The 14532-nt window shown below is 72.5% G+C and carries 3 protein-coding genes; all 3 read left to right on the top strand.

The genetic code is table 11. From position 1 onward, the window contains the following. Window positions 1-23: 23 nt before the first annotated feature. The 3 genes from ACWCQM_RS08810 (at window position 24) to ACWCQM_RS08800 (ending at window position 14531) form a co-directional block, all read left to right on the top strand. Window positions 24-1811: an ABC transporter ATP-binding protein gene (locus ACWCQM_RS08810; protein WP_450914585.1), complete on the top strand. Its 1788-nt coding sequence runs from the start codon at window positions 24-26 to the stop codon at window positions 1809-1811. Window positions 1812-1945: 134 nt separating this feature from the next. Beyond that, the gene (locus tag ACWCQM_RS08805; protein ID WP_450914584.1) at window positions 1946-12844 is read left to right on the top strand and encodes an amino acid adenylation domain-containing protein; all 10899 of its coding nucleotides are present in this window, start codon (window positions 1946-1948) and stop codon (window positions 12842-12844) included. Beyond that, window positions 12831-14531 (top strand): ABC transporter ATP-binding protein, encoded by a 1701-nt coding sequence (locus ACWCQM_RS08800; protein WP_450914583.1) that lies wholly within the window; start codon window positions 12831-12833, stop codon window positions 14529-14531. Before ACWCQM_RS08805 ends, ACWCQM_RS08800 begins: the two co-directional genes overlap by 14 nt. Window position 14532: the final 1 nt, after the last annotated feature.

The following is a 14532-nucleotide window of genomic DNA, read 5'->3' as shown; positions in this document are numbered from 1 at the left end:
CGCAGGACCGGACCGGTACCTGAGTGAGCGGCACCGACACGCGCGTCGCCCCGGCCACCCTGCACACGGCGGCCGGAGGCGAGTCCACCCGATGGGTCGCGGCCCGCTGCCGCGAAGTGCCGTGGCTGACCGCGGCCACCGTGCTCAGCACGGTGGCCGGGGCGGGGCTCCAGGTGCTCCCGGTGCTGCTCCTCGGCCGGGTGGTCGACGGGGTGGTCGACGGCGAAGGGCGTTCGGTCCTGGTCACGATCGGGATCCTGATGGGGGCCGCCGCGCTGCTCGGCGCGGCGGTCACCGCGGTGTCGACGTATCTGATCGGACGGCTGGGCGCGGATCTGCTCGCACAGCTCCGTGAAGGCGCCGTCAGGGCGGTCCTGGGGATGCCGAGCGCACGGGTCGAACAGGTCGGCCGGGGCGATGTGCTCTCCCGGGTCGGCGACGACGTGGCCGTGCTGTCACGGGGCATCCGTACGGCGATCCCCACGGTGTTCTCGGCGGGCGTGCTCGTCGCCATTGCCACGATCGGGATGTTCGGACTGGACTGGCGGCTCGGTCTGGCAGGGGCCGGCGCGCTGCCCGCGTACGCCCTGGCGCTGCGCTGGTACCTGCCCCGGTCCGCCCCGCTCTACCAGAAGCAGCGGGCCGCGCAGGCCGAGCGGGCGCAGTCGCTGATCAGCGGTCTGAACGGTATAGAGACCGTCCGGGCCTACCGGCTGGAGGACGCGTTCCGGGAGAAGGTCACCGCCAAGTCGTGGCGGGTGCGCGAGCTCGGGATCGACGTCTTCCGGATCTTCGGCCGGTTCGTCGGCAGGGAGAACCGCGCCGAGTTCATCGGGCTGGTCCTGATCCTCGTCGTGGGGTACGCCCTGCTGGAGGCCGATGCCGCCACGCTCGGCGAGGTGTCGGCGGCCCCGCTCATGTTCCACCGGCTGTTCACCCCGCTCGGCGCCATCATGTTCACCTTCGACGAGGCGCAGAAGTCGGGCGCGAGCCTCACCCGGCTCGTCGGGGTGCTGGGGGAGGAGGCGGAGGACCGGCTCGTGGGAGACGCCTCCGTGGCGCGTGCCGACGCCGTGCCCCATCCGGTGGAGGTCGAAGGGCTGACCTTCACCTATCCGGGCTCCGACGAGCCGGTCCTGCGGGACGTCAGCCTGACGATCCCGGCCGGCGGTTCGCTCGCCCTCGTCGGGGCCACCGGCGCGGGCAAGTCGACCCTGGCCGCGCTGATCGCGGGCATCGGGACCCCTCAGACCGGCTCGGTGCGCATCGGGCCGCACGAACTCTCCGCACTGGACGAGGCCGGCGCCCGGGCCCTGGTGAGCATCCTGACGCAGGAGACGCACGTGTTCTCCGGTCCGCTCGCCGACGACCTGCGTCTGGCCGCCCCGGGAGCGACCGACGCCGAACTGGCCGACGCGCTCCGCACCGTCGGCGCCGACGGCTGGGTCGAGGCACTGCCCGACGGCCTCGGCACCCTGGTCGGTGAGGGCGGCGAACGCCTGGACGTCACGAAGGTGGCCCAGATCGCCCTGGCCCGGCTGGTGCTGACCCGGGCACCGGTGGTGGTGCTCGACGAGTCGACCGCGGAGGCGGGCAGCGAGGGCGCCGCCGAACTGGAGAAGTCCGTACTGGCCGCGTGTTCCGGCAGGACCACGCTGTTCGTGGCGCACCGCCTGACCCAGGCGATGGCCGCGGACCGGATCGCTGTGCTCGACGCGGGACGCGTGGTGGAACAGGGCACGCACGACGAGCTGGTGGCTCTGGGAGGCCGGTACGCCCGGCTGTGGCGGGCCTGGCGAGAGGGCAGCTGAGCGAGCCCGGGCCCGCGTCCGAGCCGGTTCAACGGTGAACCGGTTCGGTTCCGAGCCCGGATCAAGTCCGTTGGGGCCGGGCCCGATTGGGGTCGAGCCCAGCTTTTCTACGCTGGAAGGACGATGAGTCTTCGATGACGGATCCGATTGCCCGTCCGGTGCTGCTCTCTCCCGCACACCTGGCCGACGTACGCAGGCGTGCCGGCGACTATTCCGACAGGACCATCGCCCAGGCGTGCGCCGTCGGGCTGGCGTACTGGGCGACGGGCCGCAGTCCCGACGGCATGGAGCTCGCCCCCGGCACCCTGTTCACCGACGTGCTCGGCTGGGCCGACAACGGCGGCAGCGCGCCCGAGGGCTGGGAGGCAGCCGCCGACGGATCCGCGATCACCGTCCCCGAAGGCGTCGACCGGGACGAGGCGCAGACCGCGCTGGACGACCTCACCGACTTCCCGGACCGGCCGGTCGGCACCATCGCCCCGTCCGGCGCGGCGGCGAGGATCGAGGCACTCACCCGGTGGAACGACACCGGGGCCGATCGCGTCCGCCCGACCATCGTGGAGATGTTCCGCGAACAGGCGCGCCTGAGGCCGGACGCCGTCGCCGTCGTCGACGAGAACCGCTCACTGACGTACCGTCAGGCAGCCGAGCACTCCGCCCAGCTGGCGCACGAGCTGATCGACCGGGGGCTCACCGCCGAACAGGTCGTCGGCATCTCGCTGGGCCGCTCCGCGGACATGGTGATCGGACTCCTCGGCGTGCTCCAGGCCGGGTGCGCGTTCGTGCCCCTCGACCCGCAGTGGCCCGCGGCGCGCCGCGCCGTCGTCATCCAGGACGCCCGGGTCGTGCTCCAGCTCAACGACTCGGGTGAGCACGACCCCGCCGAGCCGGTGGCCGTGGCCGTGGGCCTCGGCGACTGGCGGTTCGGTGCCCGCCCCGTCGAGGCACCCGAGGTCGCCGTCCCCGGTGACGCCCTGGCCTATGTGATCTTCACCTCCGGCTCCACCGGACGGCCCAAGGGCGCGATGATCCGCCACGAGGCGATCAGCGAACGCCTGCTCTGGCAGGTCGACGAGATCCTGGGCTTCGGCCACGACGACGCGTCCCTCTTCAAGGCACCGCTGTCCTTCGACATCTCCATCAACGAGATCTTCCTGCCGCTGGTGTGCGGCGGCAGGCTGGTGGTCCTGAGGTCCGGCGGCGAACGCGACCCGCACCACCTGCTGAGCGTGATCGCCGAGCAGCGCGTGACCTTCACGTACCTGGTGTCGTCGATGCTCGACGTACTGCTGGAGATGGCGGGCGAATCCGGCCGGCTGGACAGCCTGCGGCACGTGTGGTGCGGCGGCGAGGTCCTGACGCCGGAACTGTACGAACGCTTCCGCACCCGGCTCGACATCCCCATGTACCACGGCTACGGCCCGGCCGAGACGACGATCGGCGTCTCGCACGTCATCTACCGGGGCGAGGCGGAACGCCTGTCGACGTCGATAGGCAGGGCCAACCCCAACACCCAGCTGTACGTGCTCGACGAGGAGCTGCGCCCGGTCCCGGTCGGGGTCGGCGGCGAGCTGTACGTCGGAGGGTTCCTCCTGGGGCGCGGATACGTCAACGCACCCGGCCTGACGGCGTCCCGGTTCGTCGCGAACCCCTTCGCGGACGACGGTTCCCGGCTGTACAGGACCGGTGACCTCGCACGGTTCGCCCCGGACGGCTCGCTGGACTTCCTCGGCCGCGCCGACAACCAGATCAAGATCCGCGGCATGCGGCTGGAGATCGAGGACGTCGAGATCGGTCTCGCCGAGCACCCCCGCGTCCGCCACACCTGCGTCGTCGCGAAGAAGAACTCGGCGGGCGGCACCTACCTGGTCGGATACGTGATCCCGGCGACCGCCGACGAGGAACTGCGGGCGGACGACGTCCGGGCGTGGGCCGCGGGGCACATGGTGGAGTACATGGTGCCCGCCCACATCGTCGTACTGAAGGAGTTCCCCCTCACCGCCAACGGCAAGCTCGACCGCGGCGCGCTGCCGGACCCCCACATCGGTACGGGCACCGTCGTCGCGCCCGTCACCGAGAACGAGCGCGTGGTGTGCGCGACGGTGGCGGCCGTGCTCCAGCTCGACGAGGTCGGAGCCGACCAGGACTTCTTCCGGCTCGGCGGGGACAGCATCCTGGCGATCTCCCTGCTGAGCGCACTGCGCGAGGCGGGACTCTTCGTCACGGCACGGCAGATCTTCACCCACAGTGTCGTGGGAGCGCTGGCGGCGGTGGCCGGCCGCGAGGACGTCTCCACCGCGGAGCACGACGACGTCCCGACCGGACCCGTCGTGGGATCGCCCATCGTGCAGTGGCTCGGGGAGACGACGGACGCGATCGACGGCTTCGTGCAGTCGGTCGTCCTGAACGTCCCGGCCGAGCTGACCGCCGAGACCCTGGACCGCGTCCTCACCGCGCTCGTGGAGCGGCACGGCATGCTGCGCGCGAAGCTGGTGCGCGGCGACCGCTGGAGCTTCGACATCCCGGAGGCCGACGGCGCCGTCGCGGGGTGGCAGGAGAGCGGTCTGCCGCTCGACGCCTGCGTGGAGCTCGCCACCGAGGGCCTCGACCCCGACAGCGGAGTGATGCTGCGCGCCGTCTGGCGCCGCGCGGAACGTCAGCTGGTCGTGGCCGTCCATCACGTGGTGATCGACGGTGTGTCCTGGCGTGTCCTCATGGAGGACCTGGCCACGGCATGGCAGCAGATCTCCTCGGGTCTGCCGGTCGAACTGCCCCCGGTCGGCACCTCCTTCCGGCGCTGGACGCAGCTTCTGGAACGTACGGACTTCGCGGCGGACCGCGCCCACTACCTGCGCCCCCTCCCGGGCCCCGACCACCCCGTGGGCCGGCGTGGGCCGTCCCCGGCCGACACCGTCGCCCGGGAGCGCGTCCTCACGGTCCAGGTCGGGCCCGAGGCCACCGCCGCGCTGCTGGGGGAGATACCCGCGAAGTTCCACGCGGGCGTCAACGACGTGCTCCTGACCGGGCTGGCCGTCGCCCTCGCCCGGTGGCGCCGTGACCTCGGGCAGGACCAGACGTTCGCGCACATCGAGCTGGAGGGCCACGGCCGCGAGGGGCGGTTCGTGGCGGGCGCCGCCGGCTTCGAGCCCGAACTGTCCCGCACCGTGGGCTGGTTCACCACGCTCTTCCCCGTGGTCGTGGACCCCGGTGCGACAGACGATCCCACCGCGCCCGCGTATCTGGCCGCCGCGCTCAAGGCGGTCAAGGACGATCTCGCCCGGGTCCCGGGCAACGGCCTGTCCTACGGAGCCCTGCGGTATCTGCACGGCACCGCGTTCGAGGCACCGGCCCCGCAGGTGCTGTTCAACTACCTGGGACGTTTCGGCTCCGGTACCTCGGGGGACTGGCAGTTCGCGGGCGCCGCGGGGCAGCTGGGCGAGAAGCGCGACCCGAGGATGCGACTGCCGCGCGCCCTGGAGTTCAACGCGATCGCCGAACCCGGTCCCACCGGCGCCCACGAGCTGGTCACCACCGTCTCCTGGCCCGAGGGGATGTTCACCGACGAGGACATCGCGACCGTCGGCGCCTATCTGAGGGAGGCGCTGACCGGGATCGCCGCGCTCGACCAGGGCGGCCACTCTCCGAGCGACTTCGCCCTCGTGCCGCTCACCCAGGCCGACGTGGACGCCCTGGACGGCCCCGCACTGCTCGACATCCTGCCGCTGACCCCGCTGCAGGAGGGCCTGTACTTCCACTCGGTCTTCGACGACGACTCGCCGGGCAGCTACGTCGAACAGCAGCTGCTGACCCTGGAGGGCGAGGTGGACCCCGCCCGCCTCGCGGCGGCGGCGAACCGGCTGCTCACGCTGTACCCGAACCTGGCCGCACGCTTCACCGCCCTCGCCGACGGCCGCGTGGTGTCCGTCCTGGAGAGCGGTGTCACCGCTCCCTTCACCACCCTGGACCGCCCCGGGATCACCGAGGCGGAGATCCGCGAGCACGCCGAGCACGACCGCCGCGCCGGGTTCGGCCTGGCCACGGCGCCCCTGATGCGGTACACGCTCATCCGCGCGGGCGGCGGGCGCAACGTACTGGTGCAGACCGTGCACCACATCATCGCCGACGGCTGGTCGGTGCCGCCCATGCTCCGCGCCCTGCTCGCCGAGTACCACGCGCCGGGCAGCCTCTATCCGGCCGGAGGCTTCCCCGAGTACGTGCGGTGGCTCTCCGGACTCGACGAGGACGAGAGCGACCGGGTGTGGCACGACCAGCTCGCCGGTCTGCCCGGACCCTCGCTGGTCGCCGAAGGACACACCCCCTCCGACCGGTTCACGGACACCGCGGTGGTGCCGGCGGACGACATCGACGACGGTGTCAGGTCCGCGGGCGTGCCCTTCAGCGTCGCCGTGCACAGCGCCTGGGCGGTCGCCCTCGGCGGCATCCTGCACGGCAGCGACGTGGTGTTCGGCTCCACGGTCTCCGGGCGCGACGCCGATGTGCCCGGCATCGGGGACATGGTGGGTCTCTTCATCAACACCATCCCCGTGCGGGCCCGCTGGGACGGGCACACCACGGCGCGTGAGCTCCTCGCCTCGGTGCGGGAACACCAGAGCGCGGTGCTGCCGCACCAGCACGTCTCACTGGCGAGGATCGCCCGCCGGACGGGCGGCGCCGGCTCCCTGTTCGACACGCTGGTGGTCTTCGACGTCGCCACCGACGTAGGGGAGCTGAGGGGCCCCGGCGACGAGCTGGTCATCACCGGCATCGTCAACGAGGGCGCCCCCCACTACCCGCTCACCCTGGTCGTGGAACGCGAGCCCGACGGCCGTCCGCGCTTCAACCTGATCTACGACGGCGAGCTGCTCGGGGAGGAGAGCGCCCGGGCGATCCTGGACACCTTCACCCGGACCCTCACCGGCCTGCTCACCCGGCCGGACGCCCTGGTCGCCGAACTCGCGCCGGACGAGTCCGGGCAGCCCGCCCGGATCACCCCGACGACCCTGGACCGGCTGTTCGACGCGGCGGCGCGGCGCGGCCCCGACTCCCCGGCCGTCACGCTGTGCGGTCTCGACGGCTCGGCCACCTCGCTGACCTACCGCGAACTGGCGGATGCCAAGGACGAGCTGGCGGCGTCCCTGCGCGCCGCCGGTGCCGGTCCGGGCACGCGCGTCGCCGTCGCCGTGCCCCGCTCCCTGGAGCAGGTGGTCGCCCTGATCGCCGTCGTCAGCGCGGGCGGCGCCTACGTGCCGCTGGACCTGGCCTACCCCGACGACCGGCTGGAGTACATCCTCACCGACGCCGCACCGCAGATCGTCCTCGTCGACCCCGCGGAGCGCGACCGGTTCACCGGACTGCTGGACCGGAGCGGTGTGCCGGCCCGCGTGCTCGTGACCGGCGAGGAGACACCGCGGCAGGACGGGGCGGACCCCGCCGCGACCGGGCACGGATGGCACGACCCCGCCTATGTCATCTACACCTCCGGATCGACCGGCAGGCCCAAGGGCGTCGTCGTCCCGCACTCCAGTGTGGTGGCCCTGCTCGCGAACACACGGCCCGCGATGGACTTCGGCCCGCACGACGTGTGGGTCCAGTTCCACTCCTTCTCCTTCGACTTCGCCGTCTGGGAGCTGTGGGGCGCGCTGACGCACGGCGGTGAACTCCTCGTGCCGGACTACGGGCTGACCCGCTCCCCGGTGGACTTCCACCGGCTGGTCCGCGAGCGCGGAGTGACCGTCCTCAACCAGACCCCGTCCGCCTTCTACCGCTTCATCGAGGCCGACCGGCACGCCGGTGAGCCCCTCCCCGCCCTGCGCCGGATCATCTTCGGCGGCGAGGCGCTGGACCCGGGACGCCTGCGCGGATGGGTCGAGCGCCACGGCACCGGGACGCCGGAGCTGGTCAACATGTACGGCATCACCGAGACCACCGTCCACGTCACCCACCGGGTGCTCACCGACGAGGACTTCGGCGCCGACGTCAGCCCGATCGGCGGACCGATCCCCGGCCTGACCACCTATCTGCTCGACGACCGACTCCGGCCGGTGCCGCCGGGCCGGGAGGGCGCCATCTACGTCGCGGGCGACCAGGTCTCCCTCGGCTACCTCGGCAGGCCCGGACTGACCGCCGGCCGCTTCGTGGCCAACCCGTTCGCGGACGACGGCTCCCGCATGTACCACACGGGCGACCTCGCCCGTCGCACGCTCGACGGCGAGCTGGAGTTCACCGGCCGCGCCGACGACCAGGTACAGCTCAAGGGCTTCCGCATCGAGCTGGGCGAGGTGGAGTCCGCGATCCGCGAGCTCGACGGCGTGGTCGACGTCGCCGTCACGGTGGCGGCCGACGGCGACCACCTGGTCGCCCACCTCGTGGGCCGGGTGCCCGGAGACCTGACCGCCCTCCTGTCCGCGAAGCTTCCCGCACACATGGTCCCCGGCCGCGTGCTCCCGGCCGGGGCCCTGCCGCTGACCGTCAACGGCAAGCTGGACCGGAAGGCGCTGGCCGAGCGAGCCGCACAGGACGACACCCCGGCCGCGGCCGGGAGCGATTCCGCGCTGGACGCGCTGACCGGCATCTTCGCCGAGACCCTGCCCGGTGCCGCCGCCGTGGACGGTGACACCGACTTCTTCATGGCCGGGGGCGACAGCATCGTCGCCATCACGGTGATCAACCGCGCCCGGGCACTCGGACTGCCGATCGCGCCCCGGGACGTGTTCCTCCTCAGGACACCGCGCGCGCTCGCCGGACACCTGGCGACGGACGCGCCCCCGGCCCCGGCACCCGGACCCGTCGTCTCCGAGGACGGCCCGCTGACACCGACACCGATCATCCTGCGCCAGCGCGAACTGGGCGCCTCTCTGGCCCGGTTCGCCCAGGCCAGGACAGTGGCGGCAGCCGAGGACACCGGGTTCGCCGACGCCGTGCGCGCCGCGAACGCCGTCGTGGCCGCGCATCCGGCACTCCGGCTGGAGCTGCGCGTCGAGCACGGGGTGTGGGCGCTGCGCACCGGGCCCGCCCGCGAGGTCACCGTGGTCAGGACGGACACGGCCGACGCGACGGCCGCCGCGAACGAAGCCGCCGGGCGCCTCGACCCGGAGACCGGGGACGTCATCGCGTTCACCTGGCTGGAGCCCAGCAGGACCCTGGTGGTGACCGTGCACCACCTCGCGGTCGACGCGGTCTCCTGGCTGATCCTGCTGGACGACCTCGCCGCCGCGATGCGCGGTGCGGCGCTGCCGGCGCCGACCACGTCCTACGCCGCGTACGCCGAGGCCCTGCGCTCCGGGGCCGCCCACGCCACCGCGAGCCTCGGGCACTGGATCACCACGCTTCAGGCGCCCCCGCTCCTGCCCTCGGCCGGGGGCGGCCTGCGCACGGTCACGTCCGTGCTCGCCCCCGAGGTGAGCGACCGGCTGACGCGCACCGCGCCCGCCGCGCTCGGGACCGGGCTGACCGAGCTCCTGTGCGGGGCGCTGCGCACCGCGCTGACGCACGTCCAGTCCTCGCCCACCGATCTGGCGGTCGAGCTGGAGCGGCACGGCCGTGTCCCGGTGCTGGAGGACCACGACTACACCCGCACCGTCGGCTGGTTCACCTCCATCGCCCCCGTGCGCCTCACCGCGCACACCGACCCGCTCGCGGCCGCACGCGAGGTCGCGGAGCGCCAGCCGGACGAGCGCGGGCACCTGGCCTACGGGCAGCTCAGATACCTCGACCCGCAGACCGCGCCGCTGCTGGGCACCCGCCCGCAGGTGCTGTTCAACTACCTCGGCCGGGGCGGCGAGTCCCAGGCGCCGCGCATCACGGGCGGCGACCAGCGCAGCCCGTACGCCGTCGAGGTCAACGCCTGGACCGACGGGGCCACCGGAAGCCTGCACGCGGAGTTCACCCTCGCCGACGGCATTCCCGACGAGGTGACGGAGCACTGGAGCGCCGCACTCGAACGCCTCGCGGAGGCCTCCACGACGGCCGAACGCACGGCGCCCGTCACCCCGCTCCAGCGAGGCCTGTTCTTCCAGGCGCAGATGGCCGGCTCGGCCGGACACTACGTCGCGCAGAGCTGGTTCGCCTTCGACCGGCGCCTGGACACCGACGCGCTGGCCGAGGCGATGGCGTACGTCATCGCACGGCACCCCGTCGTGGGCGCGGGCTTCACCACCGACGACCAGGGCAACCCCGTACAGGTCCTCAAGGCGGGCCGCCGGGTCGCCGTCCGTACGGTCGAGCTCCCGGCGGACGAGGCCGTGGACGCCCTGCGGGCCCGGGACCGCGACACCGGCTTCGACCCGGGCGAGCCGCCGCTGGTCCGGCTGACCGTCCTGCGGCTGCCCGGCGGGCGCGACGGCCTGCTGCTCAGCTACCACCTGCTGCTGTGGGACGGCTGGTCCCGCGAGATCCTGCTCCGGGACCTGTTCGACGCCTACGAGACGGTCCTCGCTGGCGGTGCACTCGACCCGTCCCCGGCGACGCCCGGCTTCGAGGAGTACGCCAGGGCGCTCGACGCCAGGGACGCCGCGGTCTCGGAGCGTTTCTGGGCGGAGCATCTGGCCGGCATCGAGGGTCCGACGCTGCTGGCCGGACCGCGGCCGTCCTTCCCGGACGAGCTGCCGCGCGCTCTCGTGCACCAGTTGTCCGCCGCGCAGTCGGAACTGCTGCGGGACGCGGCCAGGACGCACGGCGTCACACTGAACACGGTGCTGACCGGAGCCTTCGGCCTTCTGCTGGGCGCGCACACCGGCCGCTCCGACGCCGTCTTCGGCGTGACCGTCTCCGGCCGCGAGGGCGAGGGACTGTCCGACATCGTCGGAGTGCTGCTCAACACTGTGCCCATGTGGACGTCGGCCCGGCCCGGCGACACGGTCCGTGCCTACCTCTCGGCCGTCCAGTCGGCCAGGGTCGAGGCGATGGAGCACGAGCACCTGGGGCTCGGCGAGATCCAGCGGGCCGGCGGCCACGAGAGCCTCTTCGACAACCTGTTCGTCCTCCAGAACTTCCTGGACATGGACGCCTTCGCCGAGATGAACGCCAGGCACGGCATCACGGAGGTGAAGGCGGACGACTCGACGCACTATCCGTTCACCTGGGTCGTCACCCCCGGAGACCGGCTCACGGTCAAGCTGGAGTACCGCGACGGCGACGGCGGGAGGGCCCGCCGGCTCGTCGACGACTACGTGCGGGTGCTGGAGGACCTGGCCCGTTCGGCCGGGCCGGTCGGCGCCCTGCGCGGACTCGGGTCCGCACCCGAGCCGGCCGCCCGCACGGACATCGGCACGGACACGGTCGTCGACCGGTTCGACCTGGCGGCCGACCGCGACCCGGGGCGGACCGCCCTCGTCTCCCACGGCTCGGCCATGACCTTCGCCGAGCTCCGTGACCGGAGCAGGGCGGTGGCCGGGGTCCTCGCCCGGCGCGGCATCGGCCCCGAGCGGACCGTGGCCCTCGCGATCCCGCGCTCCCTCGACTCGATCGTGGCGCTCTTCGCCGTACTCCGCGTCGGCGCAGCCTATGTGCCGCTGGAGCTGGACCACCCGGACGAGCGGATCGCCTCGATCGTGGACAGCGCCCGTCCGGACGTGATCCTCACCGTGAGCGGGGTGTCGCACCGGCTGACCGGCGAGCTCATGGAGCTCGACCGCCCGCTGCCGGACGCCGAGCCCTTCGTGACGTTCGCCCCGGACGACCCGGACCGGCTGAGGCACCCCGCGTACACGATCTACACCTCCGGATCGACCGGGAAGCCCAAGGGTGTGGTCACCGAGTACGCCGGGCTCACCAACATGCTGATCAACCATCAGCGCCGCATCTTCGAACCGGTGCTGGCGGACCACGGACACCGCGTCTTCAGGATCGCGCACACCGTGTCGTTCGCGTTCGACATGTCGTGGGAGGAGCTGCTGTGGCTCGCCGACGGCCACGAGGTGCACATCTGCGACGAGGAACTGCGCCGCGACGCTCCCCGACTGGTCGACTACTGCGCCGAACACGGGATCGACGTCATCAATGTGACGCCGACCTACGCGCAGCAGCTGGTCGCCGAGGGGCTGCTCGACGACCCCGAACGGCGCCCCGCGCTCGTGCTGCTGGGCGGGGAGGCCGTCACCCCGCAGCTGTGGCAGCGGCTCGCCGAGACCCCGGGCACGGCCGGCTACAACCTGTACGGGCCCACCGAGTACACCATCAACACCCTCGGCGTCGGCACCTTCGAGTGCCAGGACCCGGTGGTGGGCGTGGCGATCGACAACACCGAGGTGTACGTGCTCGATCCGTGGCTCAGGCCCCTGCCGGACGGGGTTCCCGGTGAGCTCTACGTGTCGGGCGTCGGCATCGCACGCGGCTACCTCGGGCAGCCCGCCCAGACCGCGCACCGCTTCGTCGCGTGCCCGTTCGGCGAACCCGGCGAGCGGATGTACCGCACGGGGGACCTGGCGGTCCGGCGGCCCGACGGCAATATGATGTACCTCGGCCGTACCGATCAGCAGGTCAAGATCCGGGGCCACCGGGTCGAACCGGGCGAGGTCGAGGCAGTGTTCGCCGCCCACCCGGCCGTACGGTTCGCCGCCGCGGTCGCCCAGCCCGACCCGGGGGTCGACGGAGCGTACCGGCTGGCCGCCTACCTCGTGCTGGACGGCTCCGACCTCGCCACGGTCGCCGCGGAAGTGGGCGCGGGGCTGCCGGACTTCCTGCGCCCGACGCACTACGCCCAGGTCGACAGCATCCCGCTCACCGTCAACGGGAAGGCCGACACCAAGGCGCTGCCGGAGGCGAAGCCCCTCGGCGTGCTGACCATGGTGGAGGAGCGCGCCCCGGAGACCGAAACCGAGATCCTGGTCTGCGAGTTCTTCGCCGAGGCACTCGACCTGGACGACGACGAGGTGAGCGCGGTCAGCGACTTCGCCTCCCTCGGAGGACACTCCATGCTGGCGGTGCGCCTGATCGGGCTGCTCCGCCGGGAGTACGGTCCTGTGATCACGATCCGTGATCTGCTCACCCTTCGAACCCCGGAAGCGATTGCCCGCCATCTTGATGACAACTCCTGACCCCAAGGGCCCCCGGCAGGGGGCCGGCATCCTCCGGACCGCCCTGCGCCGCAACGCCGGCGCGGTGGTCCGGGGCACCGTCCTCATGGGCCTCTACCAGGCCGGCGAGACGGCCTTCCCGATCGCGCTGGGCCTGATCGTCGAGCACACGATGCAGGACCGCAGCCTCGGCTCGCTCGGGCTGTCGATCGGCGCGCTGGCGGTGATCATCACCACCGTGTCGCTGTCATGGCGGTTCGGGATGCGCGTCCTGCAGAAGGCCAACACGACCGAGGCGCACCGCTGGCGGGTGAAGGTTGCCGCCTGCGGACTCCAGCCGGTGGCCAGGGACGTCGGCCTGAAGTCGGGGGAGGTGCTGACCATCGCCACCGAGGACGCCGACCAGACCGCCGACATCGTCGAGGTCGTGCCGCTCCTGATCAGCTCGCTGGTCGCGGTGGTGGTCGCGTCGGTCGCCCTGGGCCTGGCGGACATCCGGCTCGGCCTGCTGGTGATCGTGGGAACGGTCGCCATCCTGTCGATCCTCAGCGTGATGTCCCGGCGGATCGGTTCGAGCACCCGCGAACAGCAGGCCCGGGTCGCCCGGGCCGGTGCCAAGGTCGCGGACCTGATCACCGGTCTGCGCCCGCTGCACGGCTTCGGCGGCAACCAGGCCGCCTTCCTCTCCTACCGGAAGGTCAGTACGGAGGCGAAGCAGCAGGCGGTCACCGTCGCCCGGGTGAACGGCGTGTACGCGGGCACCGCCCTGGCCCTCAACGCGGTGCTCGCCGCCGCCGTGACCCTGATGGCCGGCTGGCTGGCGTACGGGGGCCGGATCAACATCGGGGAGCTCGTCATGGCCGTGGGCCTGGCGCAGTTCATCATGGAACCCCTGAAGATGTTCTCGGAGATGCCCAAGTACGTGATGATGGCGCGCGCCTCGGCCGAGCGGATGGCCCTGGTGCTCGCCGCCCCACCGCTGACGGAGCCGGGCGCGGAGAGCCCGGCCGGGGACGGGGAACTGGAGATCGACGGTGTGCGGTACGGGGCACTGCGCGAGCTGAAGTTCCAGGTGCGCGCGGGCGAGTTCGTGGCGATCGCCGCCTACCAGCCCCGCGCGGCGGCCGACCTGGCGTCGATCCTGGCCGTGAACGTCCCGCCGGGGGCCTACGAGGGCGTGGTGCGGGTCGGCGGCCGGGAGATCACGGACCTCTCGATCGAGGCGCTGCGCGAACACATGCTGGTGAACCCGTACGACGGGGAGATCTTCGCGGGAAGTCTCCGCACCAACATCGATCCGTCGGGCACCAGCCGCATCCTCCCCGAGGCGGTGGAGGCCTCACTGCTGACCGATGTCGTGGCCCTCCACCGCGAGGGGCTCGACCACGCCGTGCGCGACCGGGGCGCGAACCTCTCCGGGGGCCAGCGCCAACGGCTGTCGCTGGCCCGGGCCCTCGCGGCCGACTCCGGCATCCTCGTCCTGCGCGACCCGACGACGGCGGTCGACGCGGTCACCGAACAGCTCATCGCGCGCAACCTCGCGAAGCTCCGCCGGGGCCGCACCACCGTCGTGCTCACCAGCAGCCCGGCCCTCCTGGACGCGGCGGACCGGGTCCTCGTGCTGGACGACGGCGTCATCACCGCCGAGGACACCCATCGCAACCTCCTGGCCACCGACGAGAACTACTGCCTGGCGGTGGCCAGATGAC

The sequence above is a fragment of the Streptomyces sp. NPDC002125 genome, from assembly GCF_053593715.1.
The sequence above is the reverse complement of the archived record's forward strand: the minus strand, read 5'-3'. Positions and strand labels throughout refer to the sequence as shown.

Excerpts from the sequence above, each read along its gene's own strand:
- ACWCQM_RS08805 (WP_450914584.1), top strand. The coding sequence starts at position 1,946 with ATGACGGATCCGATTGCCCGTCCGGTGCTGCTCTCTCCCGCACACCTG.
- ACWCQM_RS08800 (WP_450914583.1), top strand. The coding sequence starts at position 12,831 with ATGACAACTCCTGACCCCAAGGGCCCCCGGCAGGGGGCCGGCATCCTC.